Raw genomic sequence first — 20,531 nt, forward strand, 5'->3', positions numbered from 1 at the left:
GATCGAGGGCATGAAAGTTCCGGCGGAATCCAGTCGTTGCGCGCGGTCGAGGCGTTCGCTTCGCCAGCGGACGTTGGTACGCGTCATGCCGGAAAGAACTGGTGCGCGAGCGACCATTCGTCGGTGCGGGCGCGATAGCGGATGCCGTGGCGCATGGCCCATGTGGCCATCTGGCTGTGTGATGGAATGACCGCATGGTCCGCGTTGGCGAGCCGTACGGCTTCGCGTGCGACGGCTTCCCGGTCTTGCGGGCTGCTGATGGTCGAGAGCGAGCGGGCGATCAGGCGGTCGAGTTCTGGGTTGCTGAAGCGTCCCCAGTTCCAGGTGCCGTAGCCAGTCTTGTCGTTCGGCGTGCCGAGGATCGAGCGCAGCGCCACGTCGCCGGCCGACGAGCCCCAGCCGAGCATCTGGAACGAGAAGGCACCGGCGCGGGCCTTGGAGAAGTACGACGCTACCGGCATCACCTCCACGCGCGTGCGGATGCCGATACGCGATAGCATCTGCGCCGTGGCTTGTGCCACCTGGCTGTCGTTCAGGTAGCGGTTATTGGTGGCGTGCAGGGTCAGGCCGAAGCCCTGCGGGTAGCCGGCTGCAGCCAGCAGGCGGCGCGCGCCCTCCGGGTCGTAAGCATCGGGCGGCGTGCCGGGATGGCCGAAGATCGGCGCCGAGACCAGGCTCGATGCGGGCACGGCCAAGCCTTCCATGAGCCGCGTGCATAGTACGTCACGGCGCAGCGCTTTGCTGACGGCTTGGCGTATGCGTACGTCCTTGAACGGATTGCGGCCGAGCGGGGTACCGGCAAGGTCCGTGATGTAGGGCGAGGCATCGCGCCACTGGTCCATTTGCCAGAAGATCACGCGCCAGGAGATGGCCTGTTCGAGGCGGAAATCCGGGTGGCGGCGCAGGCGCGCGACATCGGCCGACGGCACGCTTTCAATTGCGTCCACACTGCCGGACAGCAAGGCGGCGGTGCGGGTGCCGTTGTTGGTCAGGATCTTGAAGGTGACCGTCTCCCAGGCCGGTGCACTGCCCCAGTAATCGGCATTGCGGCGCAGGACGACCTCTTGCCCCCGCGCATAACGCACGAAACGGAACGGGCCCGTCCCGATCATTGCCTCGCCGCTGTCGAAGGCTGTCTGGCCGAGTTGCGCGACCTTCTGCGGCACGATGGCCACGCTGTTCAGGTCATTCGCGATATTCGCGTAATTGGCGACCGAGGTGGTGAGGCGCACCGTCAGCGGGTCGGGCGTGTCGATTGCCGTGAAGGTCTTGGTGTAACCGGTGAAGGGGCCGGGACTGCCCTTGAGGCGCGCGGGTCGTTCGAGCGAGGCCTTGACATCGGCGGACGTGAACGGTGTGCCGTCGTGCCAGCGCACGCCGGCACGCAGGCGGATTTCCCAGACCTTGGGATCGAGCGGGCGCCAGCTGGTGGCAAGTCCGGGAATATAGCGCGCATCCTGGTCGAGCAGCACCAGCGACTCGAAGATGTGCAGGGCCATCGCATTGTTAGGTCCGCTGTTGTTCCAGTGCGGATCCATGGAAGTCACATCGGCCGCGAGCCCGATGCGCAGTGTGCGGGTCGCCGGGCTACCGGAAGTGCCGGCAGCCGATGCCGTGGCCGCCCGGAGGTGCAAGCCTGCCAGCCCCCCGAGCGCCAGCGCCCGGCTCAGGCCGGTGCGCAGGAACTCACGGCGCGCGGATCGCCGGGCCGGCATCCGGCTCAATGAAACAGTGGTTGCTGCGTGGGCGTATCCTCGGGCATCTCGGGATGCAGGATCTCGCCCTTGCGGTCCGCGAACAGCGGCGTGCCGCAGTCGTCGCAGTATTCCGGTTCGAACAGGCTGGCGTGGCGGAAGATGTCCTCGATACCGCAGGCCCGCAACTCCTCGCAGATCCGTTCGAGTACCCCGCCACCGCTTTCCTGGCTGGCGGCCGTGTTGTCCTCCTCGCCGTAGATCGGCCAGACAATGCCGTAGATCACGTCGCGTTCACCGCGCAGCGTGAACGACACGCGATATTCGTCGAGGTCCTGTTCGCCGAAACCGGCGACGATCGCAGCGAGCCGGTCGGCAGTGACATCTAGCGTGCCCGTCAGGTAGTTGACTGCGGCGCGGACCGTCAGCGGGCGGACCTTCTTGTCGGACTCGCGGCAGCTGTAGAAGAACGCATCCGGCAGCATCAGTTCGAACTCGCAGCCCGGCATCATGCGCGCCACTGTTGGCTTGGCCTGCGTGCTCCACTGCTCGAGGCAGGCCGAGCGCTCAGCATGATGTTCACGCGCTTCCTCCTGCCAGCGGAACAGGGCGGCGCCGGCGGGCGCGATGACCACAGCCAGCAGGTAGCGCGGGTCCGCCAGCACGGGAGCTGTTTCCGGGAGGTCGCGCAGATCGAGCGAGGGCGTCGTGCCAGCCAGCGCGGCGGCGGCCAGGCGGTGCGTGAGTGCAAAGGTGTCGCTGTGTGTGCGCGGCAACTGATCGATGCTGTAGAGGTACGGTGCGAGCGTGAAGCGCGTGCCGGTCGCGAGCACATGGGCCTGCAACTGGGCGCCCAGCGTCTGCACGTCATCGGCCTTCAGCGTGCCGGAGGGTATGCTGTAGCGCGTGTGGGCGAGAATCGGTGCGGCCAGCAGCAAGACATCGTAAACGGTGCCTTCGTGTTCCACCTGTGCCGATTCGGCCAGCAGCTCGGCCTGTTCGGCCAGCACGTCGGACGCATCGTTGTTGTGCTTGAACAAGTGATCGAGCGCGGCGTCCAGTGAACTCTGGCTGCCATTCTTGAGCAGGCGGGCCAGGCGTCCCGACAGGCGCCGCTCCCAATACACGTCCTCGAGGCGGCTGCCTGACGCGGCCAGCGACAGTGCATCGGCGACGAGCCGTTCGGCATCCGGGGAAAGACGCTGGGGAGATTTGGAACGAAAACCGACCATGCTGAATTGTTTTGGGATGTGACTAAACCACTATTCTACTCGCTGCAGCCATAAAACACCCCCCATGCTTGCCTGTGTGCCGGGATTGCCCCTGCGGCAGCACGGATACCATGGCGGCCGCTGGCGACAGCAAAAAAAATGCCGCCATGACTGGCGGCATTGGATACCGTGCGGTCCGCCGGCGGCGGATATGGCATCAGGACTGTGCGGCGGATGCGGCTGCCGGTGCAGGGGCTGGCGCGGCTTCGGGAGCCGAGGCTGGTGCTGCATCAGGTGTGGAAGCAGGAGCACTTTCCATGTGCGCAGCCTCGGCACCATGCTGCTCGCCACCCATCGATACATCGCCGCCGCTCTTCGACAGCAGATAGAAGGCTGCCGCTGCGATGACGATGAAGGCTATGACAATCTTGACCATGCGTGTCTCCGGTGTAGTGTTGGCGTCGGGCGAGTTTCTCACCCGACGCTTGCACGGTGCTTACAGCCAGGCTCAGGCAGCCAGCAGCTGACGCAGCACGAACGGCAGGATGCCGCCGTGGTTGTAGTAGTCGACTTCGATCGGCGTATCGATGCGCAGCAGCACCGGCACACGATGGACGTCGCCATTCGCACGGTTGATCACCAGCGTCAGGTCCTGCTGCGGCTTCAGGTCGCCTTCGGCGCCTTCGATATCGAAGGTTTCGTTGCCGATGATGCCGAGCGATTCGGCGCTGTCGGTGCCCTTGAACTGCAGCGGCAGCACGCCCATGCCCACCAGGTTGGAGCGGTGGATGCGCTCGAAGCTGCGGGCGATCACGGCCTTCACGCCGAGCAGCTGGGTGCCCTTGGCGGCCCAGTCGCGCGACGAGCCGGTGCCGTACTCTTCGCCACCGAACACGACCGTCGGCGTACCTTCGGCCACGTACTTCATGGCGGCGTCGTAGATCGACATTTCGTCGCCGGTCGGCTGGTGCAGCGTGATGCCGCCTTCGACGCGCGAGCCATCAGCCTTCGGCGGGAGCATCAGGTTCTTGATGCGCACGTTGGCGAAGGTGCCGCGCATCATCACCTCATGGTTACCGCGGCGCGAGCCGTAGCTGTTGAAGTCGGCCTTGAGCACGCCGTTGGCGAGCAGGTACTGGCCAGCGGGGGAGCTTTCCTTGATCGAGCCGGCCGGGGAGATGTGGTCGGTCGTCACGGAGTCGCCGAAGATGCCCAGGGCGCGTGCGCCACGGATGCCGTCGGTCGAGGCGGCGGGTTCCATCTCGAAGTTCTGGAAGAACGGCGGCTCGGCGATGTAGGTGGAGGCCGGCCAGTCGTAGACCTGGCCCGACGTGCCCTTGACCTTGGCCCACAGCGGGCTCGGCTTCTTGACCTGCGAGTAGTTGTCCTTGAACGTGTTGGCGTTCATGGCGAACTTCATCAGCTTGGCGACTTCATCCGAGGTCGGCCAGATGTCGCCGAGGTAGATGTCCTTGCCGCCCTTGCCCTTGCCGACCGGCTGGGTCATCAGGTCGCGCGTGACATTGCCGGCGATGGCGTAGGCCACGACCAGCGGCGGCGAAGCCAGGAAGTTGGAGCGGATGTTCGGGTGGATACGCGCTTCGAAGTTACGGTTGCCCGACAGCACGGCGGCCGCCACGATGTCGTTCTTCACGATGGCTTCGTTCAGCTCCGGCGTCAGGTCGCCGGCATTGCCGATACAGGTCGTGCAGCCGTAGGCGGTCACGCCGAAGCCGAGCTTCTCGAGGTACGGCAGCAGGCCGGCAGCGGTCAGGTACTCGGTGACCACGCGGCTTCCGGGGGCGAGCGAGGTCTTGATGTGCGGGGCGACCTTCAGGCCGGCTTCAACCGCCTTCTTGGCCAGCAGGCCGGCGGCGAGCAGCACGCTCGGGTTGGAGGTGTTGGTGCACGAGGTGATGGCGGCGATCAGCACGTCACCGTTCTTCACATCCACGCCGTTCGAGGTGGTGTAGGTCTTGTCGAGGTCGGCGATGTCCTTGTTGAAGCCGTTCTCGGCCACCGGCTTGGCAAACAGGCTGGCGAAGGTCGACTTGACGTTGCCGATCTCGATGCGGTCCTGCGGGCGCTTCGGGCCGGCCAGCGACGGGGCGACGGTGCCGAGGTCGAGCGTCAGCGACTTGGTGTAGTCGATTTCGCCGGCCTTCGGAATGCCGAACATCTTCTGGGCACGGAAGTAACCTTCGAAGGCTTCGATCTCGGCCTTGGTGCGGCCCGTGCCCTTGAAGTAGTCGATGGTCTTTTCGTCGACCGGGAAGAAGCCCATGGTCGCGCCGTATTCGGGGGCCATGTTGGCGATGGTGGCGCGGTCCGGCAGGGCCAGCGAGGCGGTGCCTTCACCGAAGAATTCGACGAACTTGCCGACGACCTTTTCCTTGCGCAGCATTTCGGTGATGGTCAGCACCAGGTCGGTGGCGGTCACGCCCTCGCGCAGGCGGCCTTTCAGTTCCACGCCGACGACGTCGGGCGTCAGGAAGTACACCGGCTGGCCGAGCATGCCGGCTTCCGCTTCGATGCCGCCCACGCCCCAGCCCACCACGCCGATGCCGTTGATCATCGTGGTGTGCGAGTCGGTGCCGACGAGCGTGTCCGGATAGTAGACGGTGGCCTTGCCATCCTTCTTGGCGTGCACGCCGCGTGCCAGGTACTCGAGGTTGACCTGGTGGACGATACCGAAGCCCGGCTGGACCACGCCGAAGGTATCGAAGGCCTGCATGCCCCACTTCATGAACTGGTAGCGTTCGTTGTTGCGCTGGAATTCCAGCTTCATGTTCAGGTCGAGCGCTTTCTTCTCGCGGAAGTGATCGATCTGCACGGAGTGGTCGACGACCAGGTCCACCGGCACCAGCGGCTCGATCTTCTTGGGGTTCTGGCCCATCTTGCTGGCCACGTTGCGCATGGCGGCGAGGTCGGCGAGCAGCGGCACGCCGGTGAAATCCTGCAGCACCACGCGCGCCACCACGAACGGAATTTCGTCGGTGCGTTCAGCGTTCGGCTTCCAGTTGGCCAGTTGGCGCACGTGCTCTTCGTTCACCTTCTTGCCATCGCAGTTGCGCAGCACCGATTCCAGCACCACGCGGATCGACACCGGCAGGCGCTCGACCTTGACGCCGAGCTCCTTGCCCAGTTGCGGTAGCGAGTAGAACTTGCCGGTACGCGAACCGTTGATCTTGAATTCTTTGAAAGTTTTATGAAGATTGTGGGGCATTGCAGGACTCCATACGGAAGTTCAGTTTCATGTTGGCGCCGCCAGTCAGGGCAGCTGACTGGCGAGCCGATTCTTGGCTACATCTTGGCTACAAATTCTCAGCTACAAACACACTTCTCAGCACACCCGGGCTGCCTGCCGCGCATGACGCCATGCGCGGCAGCCTGGCTGCAGCCGTCGCGCGGTTCAGTTCTTTTGCGGGACCAGGAGCGGGGCCACCACCGGCGCACGCAGCGCACCAGCCTGGGTCGGCGCGGCTTCTCCAGCGCGCATTGCCTCGGTCTGGCATTCGTCGGTGAGGCGCTGGCCGGCTCGCTTGTCGAACAGCATGGCCTTGGACGGGATCACCACCAGGTCGAGGCCGCTTTGCGGATCGTAGTAACGGTCAGCGCCCGTGACGGTAGTCTGGCGCGGCAGCTTGTGGTTGGCGCCTTTCCAGTTGAGCGTGATCACTTCGGCGCGCGGCATGTCGCCGTCGATATACAGATGATTGCCGAGCTCGCAATCCCACTTGACGCCCTGCGGCACGACTGCCGCCGCCGCTGCGCCGCCTGCGGCTGCCTTGGCGCGGGTGGTCTTGCGTGCCGCCGGTTTCTTCGGCGCGGCTTTCTGTGCCGTCGGCTTGGCCGGTGCTTTCTCCGCGGTCTGGGCGGACGCAAGCGGTGCAAGCGCCAGGGCGCTGATACAGGCAGTCAGGAGAGCGAGCTGTTTCATGTATGTCCTTTGTAGAGGGGCGGCACGGGACGGTATTTTCACAGATTTGCTGTGAGATGTGTCCAGTTGAGGGGCATCGTAGCTTCCTGGCATTGTTCTTTGCATTCCGAGGCCGCCGTTACTCGAAAAAACGCGTACGGGCAGAGGCGGGAACTGCTGCCCCCGTAGCATGTGCGCGTTGCAGCACGGACCAGTAGTAGCGATAGCTGGCGCGGTCATGAAGCTTGCCGGCATGCTGGATCGGACCCCAGCGGGCATCCTGTGCGGCCAGCAGGATCGTGCTGGCCTCGGCGATTTCCTCTACGCCGGGACGGAACGCGGCCACGATGGGTTCGATCTGGGTTGGGTGGATGCTCCACTTGCGCAGGTAGCCGAACTCGTTGCGCGCCCGCCGCGCATCTGCGCCAGCGTCTTCGGGCGCGGCGATGGCGGTACTGACGTTATGGGAAGGTACCTTGCCGTGGGCGTGGCAGGCAGCAGAAATTTCCAGCATGGCGCGGCGTACCAGCGGATGCTCGAACTGCCCCGGCGAACCCATCGCGCTGGCTGGAATGGCGCCATGGTGCGCGGATACGAAATCCATCAGGCCAAAGCTCAGGCATTCGACCTGCACGAGGCTGGCAATGACGGAGGCCTGGGCCAGTGCGGCATGCGTTTCAATGAGTACGTGGATCGGGATGTGCCGGGCAATACCGGCAGTACGGGCCATCTGGTTGACGGCATCGGTGACGCGCGCCACTTCGACGACATCCGTGACCTTGGGCACGGTAATGTAGGCGAGGCGCGCACCAGCCAGTCCGACCAGAATGGCGATGTCCTGTTCCCAGGCGGGATGCCGCGGATCGTGGATGCGTACGCCAACCCGGTTGAACAGGTTGCCATCGCTATTGATCAGGCTGGCGGCCAGCCGCGCGTGGGCTTCTTCTGCGCCGACCGCGGCGCCATCTTCGCAATCGAAGGTGACATCAAATACGGGACCAAGCGCTTGTTGCAGGGCAAGCGATTTCACCATCAGCTTCTCGGAGCCGGCATAGTGATCGCAGACCGGTAACTGGACCGGTGTCGCTTCGCCCTCGAACAAGACCTCGGAAGGATGCACGTTGCTCATCATCTCTCGGTAGAACGGGCTGCGGCGGATGCGCCGCAGCCTTGATTTCCGCCGGCGGGCGGGGTAGCGCCGGCCGGGGGACAGGGGATCGATCCGCGCGGATCAGCCCACCAGGTGCTTCACGCCTTCGCGCTCTTCCATCAGCTCATTGAGCGTGACGTTGATCTTTTCGCGGCTGTAGGCGTCGATGTCCAGGCCCTTGACCATTTCGTACTTGCCGTTGGCGCAAGTGACCGGGAAGCCGAACACGACGTCTTCCGGAATGTCATACGAACCGTCGGACGGAATGCCCATGGTCACGATCTTGCCGTTCGTGCCCAGCACCCAGTCGTGCACATGGTCGATGGCGGCATTGGCGGCCGAGGCAGCCGACGACAGGCCGCGTGCCTCGATGATGGCTGCGCCGCGCTTGCCGACGGTCGGCTGGAACACGTCGTTGTTCCACACCTGGTCGTTGATCATGTCCTTGACGCTCTTGCCGTCCACGGTGGCGAAGCGGTAGTCAGCGTACATGGTCGGGCTGTGGTTGCCCCACACGAACAGCTTTTCGATCGACGACACCGGCTTGCCGATCTTGGCCGCGACTTGCGACAGGGCGCGGTTGTGGTCCAGACGCAGCATGGCGGTGAAGTTCTGCTTCGGCAGGCTCGGGGCCGACTTCATGGTGATGTAGGCATTGGTGTTGGCCGGGTTGCCGACCACCAGCACCTTGACATCGCGGCTGGCAACTTCGTCCAGTGCCTTGCCCTGCACGGTAAAGATCTGGGCGTTGGCTTCGAGCAGGTCTTTGCGCTCCATGCCCTTGCTACGCGGACGGGCGCCAACCAGCAGGGCCACGTCGGCATCCTTGAAGGCCACCTTGGGATCGTCGGTGATGACCACGCCAGCCAGCAGCGGGAACGCGCAATCGTCGAGTTCCATGACCACGCCCTTCACGGCCGGCAGGGCCTGCGTCAGGTCCAGCAGTTGCAGGATGACGGGCTGATCCTTGCCCAGCATGTCCCCGTTGGCGATACGGAACAGGAGGGAGTAACCGATTTGACCGGCCGCGCCAGTGACCGCGACACGCATTGGGGCTTTTGCCATGGATATATCTCCAATCAGGTAGGTAGAGTACGAGGCGCTATCAGAATGATTCTGGTGCCTGGGTGGTCCAGCCGGGCCAGGGTATGGCCGGCCGCCATGTCAGGCGAGCCAGAACTGCCGCGCTTCATTTTGATAGCGCCTCTAGTGGATCGATGCCCGGCAGGATGACGTCTCAAAGATGTCTTCATCATGCCGGGCTTCAATGACGGTTTTGCTGCGGGTGACGTTGCCTGCGACGTCGGAGCGAACTCGGCGGCGCGCGGTTTTCGCACGATCTGCGGCAGACCGTTAGTGTAGTGCGTGACGGGGCGGCACAGAAGGGGTAAAACGCAGCTACGAGAAGGGATAAAACGCAACTACGTCGTCGCCTTGCTGACGATGTGCCGAAGGATGCGCCACATCGGGTGCCGATCCCCGCCCATGCAGGATCCTGCGCGAGTGTAGGCGGCAGGCCCTCTAAAGTCAAACATCTTCTGTCTTATATAAGACATAAGATGTTTCATGGGTGAGTGGACGCACGGGGGCGATCTGTGGTCAAATCCCGGCATGTCGAATGTCACCCAACCCCCGTCTTCTGCCGCCGATTCCGGTGGCAACGGCGAATCCGCGGCGCTTGCGCCGGCGGCGGGAGGTGCGGTGGCCGCCAGCGGCGCGTCCCCGACGTTCAGTCCGCTGTACCAGCAGATCAAACAGTTGATCACGCAAAGCCTCCAGTCGGGCGAATGGAAGCCCGGCGAGATGATTCCCAGCGAAATGGAACTGGCGGGCCGCTACAAGGTGAGCCAGGGAACCGTCCGCAAGGCCATCGACGAGCTGGCGGCGGAGAATCTGGTGATGCGCCGGCAGGGCAAGGGCACATTCGTGACCACCCACCATGAATATGGCGTGCAGTTCCGTTTCCTGCGGCTGCACCCCGACGAAGGCGAAATCCACTACCCGAAGAACTCCGTGCTGGAGTGCAAGCGCACGCGGGCGCCCGCCGAGATCGCGCGCCTGCTCGACCTGAAGACGGGCGACAGCGTGGTGCAGATCCGGCGTGTGCAGTTTTTTTCTGGCGAACCGATCGTGCTCGACGAGATCTGGCTGCCCGGTACCGCCTTCAAGGGCTTGACCGCGGAGCGCCTGACGGAATGGAAAGGCCCGATGTACGCCTTGTTCGAGGGCGAGTTCGGGACGCGCATGATCCGGGCCAAGGAAAAGATCCGGGCGGTGGCGGCCGATGCCGCGACCGCTGCCATCCTCTCGGTGGAAGAGGGCGCGCCGCTGCTGTCGGTGGAGCGCGTATCGTTTACGTTTGGAGATCGTCCGGTAGAAGTGCGGCGCGGGTTATACGTGACCGCGCACCATTTCTACCAGAATGATTTGAGTTGAGCGCTGGGTAGGGCCGGCAAGCGTTCGATAAACGCGTGCCGGGTCATGGTGCAGCGCGCCATTACGCGGTAAAATCGTCAGGTTTTGCGCAGAGCTGTTTTGTTTTTGTCACACGCATATGGGGTCTAGCATGGCAGAAGCCGCCAAGAAAGCCAGGCCGGAGTTCCGGAACATCCACGTAACGCAGATTGCGCGTTACCGGTTGCCCTGGGCCGGCAAGGTATCCATTTTGCATCGCGTCAGCGGTGCACTCCTGTTCCTTCTTCTTCCATTCATTCTGTACCTGTTCGAACTGAGCCTGACTTCCGAGCTCAGCTTCGCCAAGTTTTCGGACCTGCTGTCGCACGGCTTCGTGAAACTGGTGGTGCTGGCCCTGATCTGGGGCTACCTGCATCACTTCTGCGCCGGTATCCGCTTCCTGCTGCTGGACGTGCACGTCGGTGTCGCAAAAGAGAAGTCGGCCAAGTCCGCCGTGACCGTTCTGATCGTCAGCCTGCTCCTGACAGCAGTCTGCGGCCTGAAGCTGTTCGGCCTGTTCTGAGGAATACGACATGGCAAATAACAATATTGGTCCCAAGCGCCTCGTCGTCGGCGCGCACTACGGTCTGAAGGACTGGCTGTTCCAACGTATCACGGCTGTCATCATGGCCTTGTATACGGTGGTGTTGCTGGTGGCGTTCCTGCTCGCGCCGGACCGCTCCTACGAAAGCTGGGCTGGCCTGTTCGCCAACCAGTGGATGAAGATCCTGACGTTCCTCTCCATCCTGTCGCTGCTGTATCACGCCTGGATTGGCGTACGCGACATCTGGATGGACTATGTCAAGCCGGTGGCTGTCCGCTTGACGTTGCAAGTATTGACGGCCTTGTGGCTCATCGGTTGCGCGGGCTACGCAGCACAAATTCTCTGGAGGGTGTAATTCATGGTCGCAGTCAAGACTGGCTTGCCGCGTCGTCGTTTCGACGTGGTGATCGTCGGGGCCGGCGGTGCAGGGATGCGCGCTTCGCTCCAGTTGGCAGAGGCAGGCCTCAATGTGGCCGTGCTCTCCAAGGTTTTCCCGACCCGCTCGCACACCGTGGCGGCGCAGGGCGGTATCGGTGCCTCGCTCGGCAACATGAGCGAAGACAACTGGCACTATCACTTCTACGACACCATCAAGGGCTCCGACTGGCTCGGCGACCAGGATGCGATCGAATTCATGTGCCGCGAAGCACCCAAGGTGGTGTACGAGCTCGAGCACTTCGGCATGCCGTTCGACCGCAACCCCGATGGCACGATCTACCAGCGTCCGTTTGGCGGCCACACGGCCAACTACGGTGAAAAGCCTGTCCAGCGCGCCTGCGCGGCGGCCGACCGTACCGGCCATGCGCTGCTGCACACGCTGTACCAGCGCAACGTGCGCGCCAAGACCCACTTCTTCGTCGAATGGATGGCGCTCGACCTGATCCGCGACGCGGACGGCGACGTGCTCGGCGTGACGGCGCTCGAAATGGAAACCGGCGAGGTCTACATCCTCGAAGCCAAGTGCACGCTGTTCGCCACGGGCGGCGCAGGCCGGATCTATGGCGCCTCGACCAATGCCTTCATCAATACCGGTGACGGCCTCGGCATGGCGGCACGCGCCGGCATCCCGCTCGAAGACATGGAGTTCTGGCAGTTCCACCCGACCGGCGTGGCCGGCGCGGGCGTGCTGATCACCGAAGGCGTGCGCGGCGAAGGCGGTATCCTGCGCAACAAGGACGGCGAACGCTTCATGGAGCGCTATGCTCCGACGCTGAAGGATCTGGCGCCGCGCGACTTTGTGTCGCGCTCGATGGACCAGGAAATCAAGGAAGGCCGTGGGTGCGGCCCGAACGGCGATTACGTGCTGCTGGACCTGACGCACGTCGGTGCGGATACGATCAACAAGCGCCTGCCGTCGATCCGCGAGATTGGCCTGAAGTTCGCCAACGTGGACTGCATCAAGGAACCGATCCCCGTCGTGCCGACCATTCACTACCAGATGGGCGGCATCCCGACGAATATCCACGGCCAGGTCGTGGCACCGAAGAACGGCAACCCGAACGAAGTCATCAACGGTTTCTACGCCATTGGCGAATGCTCGTGCGTTTCCGTGCACGGCGCGAATCGCCTGGGCACGAACTCGCTGCTCGACCTCGTGGTGTTCGGCCGTGCCGCCGGCAACCACATCGTGGCGACCGCGCTCAAGCAGAAAGAGCACAAGCCGCTGCCGGCCGATGCCGCTGACTTTACGCTGGCACGCCTGGCCAAGCTCGACAGCTCGACGTCGGGCGAATATGCCCAGGATATCGCCAACGACATTCGCCGCACGATGCAGACGCATGCCGGCGTGTTCCGCACGCAGGCGCTGATGGACGAGGGCGTGAAACAGATCGCTGAAGTGTCGAAGCGCGTGGGCGACATCCACCTGAAGGACAAGTCGCAGGTGTTCAACACTGCGCGGGTCGAGGCGCTGGAAGTGGCCAACCTGATCGAAGTCGCCAACGCCACCATGGTGTCGGCCGCAGCCCGTCAGGAGTCGCGTGGTGCGCATGCGCACAGCGACAAGCCGAACCGCGATGATGAAAACTGGTTGAAGCACACGCTGTGGTACAGCGAAGGCAACCGTCTTGAATACAAGCCGGTCAAGATGCAGCCGCTGACGGCTGAGAGCGTCCCGCCGAAAGCCCGTACCTTCTAAGCGTGGGAGAGATCACATTATGAAACGTATCTTTGAAGTTTATCGTTACGATCCCGATCAGGATTCTGCGCCGCGCATGCAGACGTACGAGCTTGAGCTCGACGGCCATGAGCGCATGCTGCTCGACGCGCTGGTCAAGCTGAAGAAGCTCGACGAGACGATCGCCTTCCGTCGCTCCTGCCGCGAAGGCGTGTGCGGTTCTGACGCCATGAATATCAATGGCAAGAATGGTCTGGCCTGCCTGACCAATATGCGCGAACTGCCCGAAAAAATCGTGCTGCGCCCGCTGCCTGGCCTGCCCGTAGTGCGCGACCTGATCGTCGACATGACGCAGTTCTTCAAGCAGTACAATTCGATCAAGCCGTACCTCATCAACGACAATCCGCCGCCCGAGAAAGAGCGGCTGCAGTCGCCCGAGGAACGTGACGAGCTCGATGGCCTGTACGAGTGCATTCTGTGCGCAAGCTGCTCGACGTCGTGCCCGTCGTTCTGGTGGAATCCGGACAAGTTCGTCGGCCCCGCCGGCCTGCTGCAGGCCTATCGCTTCATCGCCGACTCGCGCGACGAAGCCACCAGCGAACGTCTGGACAACCTTGAGGATCCGTACCGCCTGTTCCGCTGCCACAGCATCATGAACTGTGTGGATGTGTGTCCGAAGGGACTCAACCCGACCAAGGCCATCGGCAAGATCAAGGAGCTGATGGTCCGCCGCGCGGTCTAAGGGGCGATGCGATCGGAGTGACGCGGGTTTTCTGAAGCGGCTGCGCCGTACGCCTGTACGGTCCGTCGCTACCGGACCCATCGCTCATTCTGATTGGCCCCTGGGGTCGCAAGGCAAAAACCCGCCGCCTGGGGTTCCGTGTTGACGGGGCGGCCAGATGGCGGGTTTGCAAGGAAGACGCATGACTGAACCAGCTCTCCCCGGGACACCGGGATTTTCGCACCAGTCCGATCCGCGCCGGCGCGCGCGGCTGCGGTGGCGTGCGCGACGCGGATTGCTGGAGAACGACCTGATTATCGAGCGGTTCTTCAACCGCTACGAAACCGAATTGTCCGATACGGACATTGAAGCGCTCGACCGGATTCTCGATCTGCCCGATTACGAGTTGATGGACCTGTTGCTTGAGCGCAAGCAACTCGAGCCGCCCCTCGATACTCCTGAGATTCGCAAGCTGCTGACACAGCTGCGCTCAGTCTGAGTATCAGACCTTAAACATTAATAGCATGAAGAAGGAACGAGACATGACGCCGTCCGAAGTGAAAGCCACACTATCGTTTTCCGATGGTACGCCGAGCGTTGACATGCCCATGTACAAGGGCACTGTCGGGCCGGATGTGATTGATATCCGGAAGCTGTACGGTCAGACCGGCAAGTTCACGTATGACCCGGGTTTCATGTCCACGGCTTCGTGCAACTCGAAGATAACCTATATCGATGGTGATAAAGGTGAACTTTTGTATCGCGGCTACCCCATCGAGCAACTGGCCGTGAACTGCGACTTCCTCGAAGTCTGCTACCTGCTGCTGAAGGGTGAACTGCCGAACGCCAAGCAGAAAGAAGAGTTCGTGGATACGGTCATGCACCACACCATGGTGCACGAGCAGATGCAGCTCTTCATGCGCGGCTTCCGCCGCGACGCGCACCCGATGGCGGTGCTGACGGGCCTGGTGGGCGGCATGAGCGCGTTCTACCACGACGCCATGGACATTGCCGATCCGCATCAGCGTGAAATCTCGGCCATCCGCCTGATCGCCAAGATGCCGACCCTGGTGGCGATGTCCTACAAGTACAACATCGGCCAGCCGTACATCTATCCGCAGAACAGCCTGTCGTACACCGGCAACTTCATGCGCATGATGTTCGGTACGCCGTGCGAAGACTACACGGTCAACCCGGTGCTCGAGCGCGCCCTCGACCGCATCTTCATCCTGCACGCCGATCACGAGCAGAACGCCTCGACCTCGACCGTGCGCCTGGCCGGTTCGTCGGGTACCAACCCGTTCGCGGCCATCGCCTCGGGCGTGGCCTGCCTGTGGGGCCCGGCTCACGGTGGCGCGAACGAAGCTGCGCTGAACATGCTCGAGCAGATCGGTAGCGTCGACAACATCAGCGAGTTCGTCAAGCAGGTCAAGGACAAGAACAGCGGCGTGCGCCTGATGGGCTTCGGCCACCGCGTGTACAAGAACTACGACCCGCGTGCCAAGCTGATGCGCGAAACCTGCCACGAAGTGCTGGGCGAACTGGGTCTGGAAAACGATCCGCTGTTCAAGCTCGCCATGCAGCTCGAGAAGATCGCGCTGGAAGACGAATACTTCGTCAGCCGCAAGCTGTACCCGAATGTCGACTTCTACTCGGGTATCGTGCAGCGCGCGCTGGGCATCCCGACCTCGCTGTTCACCTGCATCTTCGCCCTGGCACGTACCGTGGGCTGGATTGCACAGTGGGAAGAGATGATCACCGATCCGGAATACAAGATCGGCCGTCCGCGCCAGCTGTTCGTCGGCGCCGTGTCGCGCGACGTGCCGGAGATCGGCAAGCGCTGATCCCCGCCTGAGCGGCATGTCTCTGCGCCCCTGCGTGCCGTTCGGCCGCAGGGGCTTTTTTGTTTCAAGCCATGTACACATCCACGTTCACCTTTGCCGTCGGCCAGTTCGATGACGCGTTCCACGCCCTGGACCAGGCCATTGCCGAGGCAGCCAGATCGATCCCCGGCTATCTCGGTGAAGAAAGCTGGGAGAACCCGTCGACGGGGCTCGTTTCCAATGTGTACTACTGGGAAACCATGGAAAGCCTGGAGGCGCTCATGCGACATCCCGCCCATCTGGAGGCCAAGCGGCAACAGGCACAATGGCTCAACGGCTATCATGTGGTCATCGCACAGGTGGTCGGATCCTATGGCGATGGCGGGATTCCGCATCCGCTGGCCCATCTGGGGCAGCTGGCGAGCCCTCGGCCGCGGGATCACCAATGAAAAGCGCCGTGCTGCCCGGCCGTCTTTGCACCGCCATGAAGGAACTGCTTCCAACGCTCAATGCCGGATGATGCCGCCATGTCATTCCTCGCTTTCCTGATCGCAGCCGTCGTTCTTGCCGTGACGCCTGGTCCGGGCATGGCCTATGTGGTCGCGCGCACCGTCGCCGGCGGTCGTGCGGAAGGCCTGGCCTCATGCTTCGGCACCGCGCTTGGCGGCTTGCTCCATGTGCTGGCAGCGGCGCTCGGCCTGTCGCTGATCGTTGCGCAATCGGCCGTGCTCTTCAGCCTGGTCAAGTATCTCGGCGCGGCCTATCTGGCCTACCTGGGCCTTCGCCTGCTGCTGCGCAAGGAGTCGACGTTCACGGTGACGCCGGTCTCGGCGCAGGGGGTAAGGCGGGCGCTGGGCGAGGGCATTGTCGTCGAGGCGCTGAACGTCAAGACCGCGCTGTTCTTTCTGGCGTTCCTTCCCCAGTTCGTCTCGCCTGGCGAGGCCGTGATCCCGCAGCTTGCGTTGCTCGGGACGATTTGCGTGCTGCTCAACACATGCGTCGATGTCATCGCGGTCTTCGGCACCGGCCGATTGCTGAAGTCGGGTGCAGCCCGTGCCGCCCGCGCACGGCTGCTGACGCGAGTGTCCGGCATCACGATGCTGGGGCTGGGGGCGTTCCTGGCACTCGCGCGGCGCGAAGCCTGAGCGAGACGATTGTCCCGCATCAGCCGGAAGACCTGCCTCTGTTGCCCGTGGCCGATGCTTCGCCTGAGCCAGCCGTGAGCCGCCAACGAAACCCCTTATCGTGAATCACGGTAGGCCGGGGCGCTTTTTCGGCCTGTGTGGGAGCATGATGCATGAGGCCGTATGGCATAATCAAACGGTCCCCAATCATGGTTCCGACCGGCATCGCCGCACGCTGCCTGCAGGGTAGCGCAACGGGCGGATAAGTGCCGGTTTCCCGATTTCATCATGGCAAAAACACTCTACGACAAACTCTGGGATGCACACGTCGTGCATGTGGAAGACGATGGCACCACGGTGCTCTACATCGATCGCCAACTGCTGCACGAAGTCACCAGCCCGCAGGCTTTCGAAGGCCTGAAAATGGCGGATCGCCCGGTATGGCGTATCAGCGCCAACCTGGCCGTGTCCGACCATAACGTGCCGACCACCGATCGCAGCCATGGCATTGCCGATCCGGTGTCCAAACTGCAGGTCGATACGCTCGATGCCAACTGCGATGCATTCGGCATCACCCAGTTCAAGATGAACGACCGTCGCCAGGGCATTGTGCATGTCATCGGTCCGGAACAGGGCGCGACCCTCCCCGGCATGACGGTGGTGTGCGGCGATTCGCATACCAGCACGCACGGCGCGTTCGGTGCGCTGGCATTCGGCATCGGCACGTCGGAAGTGGAGCACGTGCTGGCGACGCAGACGCTGCTGATGAAAAAGAGCAAGAACATGCTCGTCAGCGTGGAGGGCGTGCTGCCACGCGGCTGCACGGCCAAGGACATTGTGCTGGCCGTGATCGGCAAGATCGGCACGGCGGGCGGTACCGGCTACACCATCGAGTTCGCCGGCTCGGCCATTCGCGGCCTCACCATGGAAGGTCGCATGACGGTCTGCAACATGGCCATCGAGGCTGGTGCGCGCGCTGGCCTGGTGGCGGTGGACGACACCACGCTCGAGTACGTGAAAAACCGCCCGTTCGCTCCGAGCGGTCCGGAGTTCGAGCAGGCTGTGCAGTACTGGCGGACGCTGCACAGCGACGAAGGCGCGCATTTCGACCACGTCGTGCAGCTGCGCGCCGAGGACATCCGTCCGCAAGTCAGCTGGGGCACGTCGCCGGAAATGGTGGTGAGCATCGAGGACCGCGTGCCGGATCCCGATAAGGAAAAGGATCCGAACAAGCGCAGTGCCATGGAGCGTGCGCTCGCCTATATGGGCCTCCAGCCGAACGTGCCGGTGACGGATATCCGGATCGACAAGGTCTTCATCGGCTCGTGCACCAACAGCCGCATCGAAGATATGCGCGCCGCCGCTTGGGTAGTGCAGAAGCTGGGCCGCAAGCTCGCATCCAACGTCAAGCTGGCGATGGTCGTGCCGGGCTCGGGCCTGGTCAAGGAACAAGCCGAGCGCGAAGGCCTGGACAAGATCTTCGTCGCGGCTGGATTCGAATGGCGCGAGCCGGGCTGCTCGATGTGCCTGGCCATGAACGCCGACCGCCTCGATCCGGGCGAGCGCTGCGCCTCGACCTCGAACCGCAATTTCGAGGGCCGCCAGGGTGCCGGCGGCCGCACGCATCTGGTCAGTCCTGCGATGGCGGCTGCTGCTGCCATCGAGGGTCACTTCGTCGATGTCCGTAAACTGGTCTAAGTTCAAGGAGACAAGAGTGAAACGCTTCTTCCTTTCCCTGCTGACGCTTGCCGTGCTGGCGGGCTGCAACACCATGGCTGGCCTCGGTCGCGATACCCAGGCAGCGGGCCAGAAACTCGAGAATGCCGCCAAGCGCTGAGCGCGGGCGGCACATGAAGGTCGAATGATGGAAAAATTTGTATTACATACGGGGCTGGTCGCGCCCCTTGATCGCGAGAACGTCGATACCGATGCGATCATCCCGAAGCAGTTTCTGAAGTCGATCAAGCGGACCGGCTTCGGTCCCAACCTGTTCGACGAATGGCGCTACAAAGATGTCGGCGAACCCGGTATGGATAACAGCAAGCGCCCGCTGAACCCGGACTTCGTACTGAACCAGCCGCGCTACCAGGGCGCTTCGGTGCTGCTGGCACGCAAGAACTTCGGCTGTGGCAGCTCGCGCGAGCACGCGCCTTGGGCGCTCACGCAATACGGCTTTCGCGCCATCATCGCGCCGAGCTTCGCCGATATCTTCTTCAACAACAGCTACAAAAACGGATTGCTGCCGATCGTGTTGAGCGAGCAGCAGGTCGATCACCTGTTCAACGAGACGTTTGCATTCCCGGGCTACCGGGTGACCATCGATCTTGAGCGCCAGTGCGTGGTTGCAGCCGATGGCACGGAATACGGCTTTGATATCGCGCCGTTCCGCAAGTATTGCCTGCTGAACGGTTTCGATGACATCGGCCTGACGCTGCGCTATGCCGACAAAATCAAGGCCTACGAGGCCGAGCGCCTCGCGAAGATGCCCTGGCTTGGGCACCGTCTGGTTCGCTGATCTCTTTTTGCAGGAAGCTTCATGAAAATCGCAGTGTTGCCGGGTGACGGCATTGGTCCCGAAATCGTTGCCGAAGCCGTCAAGGTATTGAACGCGCTAGGCGAATCGTTCGAAATGGAAACCGCGCCGGTGGGCGGCGCGGGTTATGAAGCCGAAGGCCATCCGCTGCCGGAAGGCACGCTCAAGCTGGCCAAGGAGGCGGATGCCATCCTGTTTGGTGCAGTGGGCGACTGGAAATACGACAGCCTGGCACGCGAACTGCGTCCGGAGCAGGCCATCCTCGGACTGCGCAAGCACCTGCAGCTGTTTGCCAACTTCCGTCCGGCCATCTGCTACCCCGAACTCACGGCGGCATCGAGCCTCAAGCCGGAAATCGTGGCCGGTCTCGACATCCTCATCATTCGCGAACTGAACGGCGATATCTACTTTGGCCAGCCGCGCGGCGTACGCACGGCCACCGATGGCTGGTTCCCCGGTACGCGCGAAGGCTTCGACACGATGCGCTACAGCGAGCCGGAAATCCGCCGCATCGCCCATGTCGCCTTCCAGGCTGCCGCCAAGCGCGGCAAGAAGCTGTGCAGCGTCGACAAGGCCAATGTGCTGGAGACCTTCCAGTTCTGGAAGGATGTGGTCATCGACGTGCACAAGGAGTATCCGGAAGTCGAACTGACGCACATGTACGTCGACAACGCCGCCATGCAGCTGGTGAAAGCGCCGAAGAACTTCGACGTGATCGTCACCGGCAACATGTTCGGCGATATCCTGTCGGACGAGGCAGCGATGCTGACCGGTTCGATCGGCATGCTGCCCTCGGCATCGCTCGATGCCAACAACAAGGGCCTGTACGAGCCGTCGCACGGTTCGGCTCCCGACATCGCCGGCAAAGGCGTGGCCAATCCGTTGGCCACCATCCTGTCGGCGGCCATGATGCTGCGCTACACGCTCAACCGCGCCGAGCAGGCGGACCGTATCGAAAATGCGGTCAAGAAGGTGCTGGCACAGGGCTACCGTACGGGCGACATCCTCACGCCGGGCTGCAAGCAGGTTGGCACACGCGAGATGGGCGAGGCAGTGCTGGCAGCGCTGTAAGGTTGCTGGAGAAGCGATCGGCCGGTTGCGGCGCTGCGGGCCACCACCGCGCCGGTTCGATCGTCGCGTCGATCGCGCATCTCCGACGATCCCGGCCGCTGCAAGCGTGCATGCACGGCCAAAAATCGTGTAAACTCGCTGGCATGGTCCGCACCCCGGTTTTTTCCCGTC

The 20,531-nt window shown here is 63.0% G+C and carries 20 protein-coding genes; 13 read left to right on the forward strand and 7 right to left on the reverse strand.

Translation table 11 applies throughout. The features are described 5' to 3' along the window. Positions 1-83: 83 nt before the first annotated feature. The 7 genes from ACQ3C8_RS03955 to ACQ3C8_RS03985 all read right to left on the reverse strand — a co-directional run bounded on the left by ACQ3C8_RS03955 (position 84) and on the right by ACQ3C8_RS03985 (position 9,039). Entirely contained in the window at positions 84-1,715 is a 1,632-nt protein-coding gene (locus ACQ3C8_RS03955) for an ABC transporter substrate-binding protein (RefSeq protein WP_428852535.1), read from the reverse strand. Between the two features lie 5 nt (positions 1,716-1,720). Then, positions 1,721-2,926, reverse strand: coding sequence for a DUF2863 family protein (locus ACQ3C8_RS03960; RefSeq protein ID WP_428852536.1), 1,206 nt, complete (start codon positions 2,924-2,926; stop codon positions 1,721-1,723). Between the two features lie 196 nt (positions 2,927-3,122). Continuing rightward, a complete protein-coding gene (locus ACQ3C8_RS03965) occupies positions 3,123-3,341 on the reverse strand; it encodes a hypothetical protein (protein WP_428852537.1) in 219 nt (72 codons plus the stop codon). 72 nt (positions 3,342-3,413) lie between these two features. Continuing rightward, complete coding sequence (gene acnA / locus ACQ3C8_RS03970; protein WP_428852538.1) at positions 3,414-6,131, reverse strand: aconitate hydratase AcnA; 2,718 nt, start codon at positions 6,129-6,131, stop codon at positions 3,414-3,416. Positions 6,132-6,317: 186 nt separating this feature from the next. Further along, positions 6,318-6,845, reverse strand: a complete 528-nt coding sequence (locus ACQ3C8_RS03975; RefSeq protein ID WP_009522009.1) for a hypothetical protein — start codon at positions 6,843-6,845, stop codon at positions 6,318-6,320. 118 nt (positions 6,846-6,963) lie between these two features. Next, positions 6,964-7,944, reverse strand: a complete 981-nt coding sequence (locus ACQ3C8_RS03980; RefSeq protein WP_428853026.1) for an HpcH/HpaI aldolase/citrate lyase family protein — start codon at positions 7,942-7,944, stop codon at positions 6,964-6,966. Positions 7,945-8,055: 111 nt separating this feature from the next. After that, complete coding sequence (locus ACQ3C8_RS03985) at positions 8,056-9,039, reverse strand: malate dehydrogenase (RefSeq protein ID WP_009522011.1); 984 nt, start codon at positions 9,037-9,039, stop codon at positions 8,056-8,058. A gap of 546 nt (positions 9,040-9,585) precedes the next feature. Here ACQ3C8_RS03985 and ACQ3C8_RS03990 point away from each other — a divergent pair. The 13 genes from ACQ3C8_RS03990 (at position 9,586) to leuB (ending at position 20,360) form a co-directional block, all read left to right on the forward strand. Then, positions 9,586-10,410 (forward strand): GntR family transcriptional regulator, encoded by an 825-nt coding sequence (locus ACQ3C8_RS03990; protein WP_428852539.1) that lies wholly within the window; start codon positions 9,586-9,588, stop codon positions 10,408-10,410. 130 nt (positions 10,411-10,540) lie between these two features. Further along, entirely contained in the window at positions 10,541-10,951 is a 411-nt protein-coding gene (gene sdhC / locus ACQ3C8_RS03995; RefSeq protein ID WP_428852540.1) for a succinate dehydrogenase, cytochrome b556 subunit, read from the forward strand. A gap of 10 nt (positions 10,952-10,961) precedes the next feature. Further along, positions 10,962-11,327: a succinate dehydrogenase, hydrophobic membrane anchor protein gene (gene sdhD, locus ACQ3C8_RS04000; RefSeq protein ID WP_009522014.1), complete on the forward strand. Its 366-nt coding sequence runs from the start codon at positions 10,962-10,964 to the stop codon at positions 11,325-11,327. 3 nt (positions 11,328-11,330) lie between these two features. Further along, a complete protein-coding gene (sdhA, locus tag ACQ3C8_RS04005) occupies positions 11,331-13,109 on the forward strand; it encodes a succinate dehydrogenase flavoprotein subunit (protein WP_009522015.1) in 1,779 nt (592 codons plus the stop codon). A 16-nt stretch (positions 13,110-13,125) separates the two neighbouring features. After that, positions 13,126-13,830, forward strand: a complete 705-nt coding sequence (locus tag ACQ3C8_RS04010; RefSeq protein ID WP_037029627.1) for a succinate dehydrogenase iron-sulfur subunit — start codon at positions 13,126-13,128, stop codon at positions 13,828-13,830. A gap of 181 nt (positions 13,831-14,011) precedes the next feature. Next, the gene (locus tag ACQ3C8_RS04015) at positions 14,012-14,308 is read left to right on the forward strand and encodes a succinate dehydrogenase assembly factor 2 (RefSeq protein WP_009522017.1); all 297 of its coding nucleotides are present in this window, start codon (positions 14,012-14,014) and stop codon (positions 14,306-14,308) included. Positions 14,309-14,351: 43 nt separating this feature from the next. Then, positions 14,352-15,653, forward strand: a complete 1,302-nt coding sequence (gltA, locus tag ACQ3C8_RS04020) for a citrate synthase (protein ID WP_428852541.1) — start codon at positions 14,352-14,354, stop codon at positions 15,651-15,653. A gap of 71 nt (positions 15,654-15,724) precedes the next feature. Continuing rightward, a complete protein-coding gene (locus ACQ3C8_RS04025; protein ID WP_428852542.1) occupies positions 15,725-16,081 on the forward strand; it encodes an antibiotic biosynthesis monooxygenase family protein in 357 nt (118 codons plus the stop codon). A gap of 78 nt (positions 16,082-16,159) precedes the next feature. Beyond that, a complete protein-coding gene (locus tag ACQ3C8_RS04030; RefSeq protein WP_428852543.1) occupies positions 16,160-16,777 on the forward strand; it encodes a LysE family translocator in 618 nt (205 codons plus the stop codon). A gap of 267 nt (positions 16,778-17,044) precedes the next feature. Next, complete coding sequence (gene leuC / locus ACQ3C8_RS04035) at positions 17,045-18,454, forward strand: 3-isopropylmalate dehydratase large subunit (protein WP_428852544.1); 1,410 nt, start codon at positions 17,045-17,047, stop codon at positions 18,452-18,454. A 16-nt stretch (positions 18,455-18,470) separates the two neighbouring features. Next, positions 18,471-18,593, forward strand: coding sequence for an entericidin A/B family lipoprotein (locus ACQ3C8_RS04040; RefSeq protein ID WP_037029630.1), 123 nt, complete (start codon positions 18,471-18,473; stop codon positions 18,591-18,593). A gap of 27 nt (positions 18,594-18,620) precedes the next feature. Further along, a complete protein-coding gene (gene leuD, locus ACQ3C8_RS04045; protein ID WP_009522021.1) occupies positions 18,621-19,271 on the forward strand; it encodes a 3-isopropylmalate dehydratase small subunit in 651 nt (216 codons plus the stop codon). Positions 19,272-19,292: 21 nt separating this feature from the next. Further along, the gene (gene leuB, locus ACQ3C8_RS04050) at positions 19,293-20,360 is read left to right on the forward strand and encodes a 3-isopropylmalate dehydrogenase (RefSeq protein WP_009522022.1); all 1,068 of its coding nucleotides are present in this window, start codon (positions 19,293-19,295) and stop codon (positions 20,358-20,360) included. Positions 20,361-20,531: the final 171 nt, after the last annotated feature.

Source organism: Imbroritus primus, assembly GCF_964332355.1.
Lineage (GTDB): Bacteria > Pseudomonadota > Gammaproteobacteria > Burkholderiales > Burkholderiaceae > Imbroritus > Imbroritus primus.

Bases quoted from the DNA above. Each gene is read 5' to 3' on its own strand.
- ACQ3C8_RS03955 (WP_428852535.1), bottom strand. From the start codon at position 1,715: ATGCCGGCCCGGCGATCCGCGCGCCGTGAGTTCCTGCGCACCGGCCTG.
- ACQ3C8_RS03960 (WP_428852536.1), bottom strand. From the start codon at position 2,926: ATGGTCGGTTTTCGTTCCAAATCTCCCCAGCGTCTTTCCCCGGATGCC.
- ACQ3C8_RS03965 (WP_428852537.1), bottom strand. From the start codon at position 3,341: ATGGTCAAGATTGTCATAGCCTTCATCGTCATCGCAGCGGCAGCCTTC.
- acnA (WP_428852538.1), bottom strand. From the start codon at position 6,131: ATGCCCCACAATCTTCATAAAACTTTCAAAGAATTCAAGATCAACGGT.
- ACQ3C8_RS03975 (WP_009522009.1), bottom strand. From the start codon at position 6,845: ATGAAACAGCTCGCTCTCCTGACTGCCTGTATCAGCGCCCTGGCGCTT.
- ACQ3C8_RS03985 (WP_009522011.1), bottom strand. From the start codon at position 9,039: ATGGCAAAAGCCCCAATGCGTGTCGCGGTCACTGGCGCGGCCGGTCAA.
- ACQ3C8_RS03990 (WP_428852539.1), top strand. From the start codon at position 9,586: ATGTCGAATGTCACCCAACCCCCGTCTTCTGCCGCCGATTCCGGTGGC.
- sdhC (WP_428852540.1), top strand. From the start codon at position 10,541: ATGGCAGAAGCCGCCAAGAAAGCCAGGCCGGAGTTCCGGAACATCCAC.
- sdhD (WP_009522014.1), top strand. From the start codon at position 10,962: ATGGCAAATAACAATATTGGTCCCAAGCGCCTCGTCGTCGGCGCGCAC.
- sdhA (WP_009522015.1), top strand. From the start codon at position 11,331: ATGGTCGCAGTCAAGACTGGCTTGCCGCGTCGTCGTTTCGACGTGGTG.
- ACQ3C8_RS04015 (WP_009522017.1), top strand. From the start codon at position 14,012: ATGACTGAACCAGCTCTCCCCGGGACACCGGGATTTTCGCACCAGTCC.
- gltA (WP_428852541.1), top strand. From the start codon at position 14,352: ATGACGCCGTCCGAAGTGAAAGCCACACTATCGTTTTCCGATGGTACG.
- ACQ3C8_RS04025 (WP_428852542.1), top strand. From the start codon at position 15,725: ATGTACACATCCACGTTCACCTTTGCCGTCGGCCAGTTCGATGACGCG.
- ACQ3C8_RS04030 (WP_428852543.1), top strand. From the start codon at position 16,160: ATGTCATTCCTCGCTTTCCTGATCGCAGCCGTCGTTCTTGCCGTGACG.
- leuC (WP_428852544.1), top strand. From the start codon at position 17,045: ATGGCAAAAACACTCTACGACAAACTCTGGGATGCACACGTCGTGCAT.
- leuD (WP_009522021.1), top strand. From the start codon at position 18,621: ATGGAAAAATTTGTATTACATACGGGGCTGGTCGCGCCCCTTGATCGC.
- leuB (WP_009522022.1), top strand. From the start codon at position 19,293: ATGAAAATCGCAGTGTTGCCGGGTGACGGCATTGGTCCCGAAATCGTT.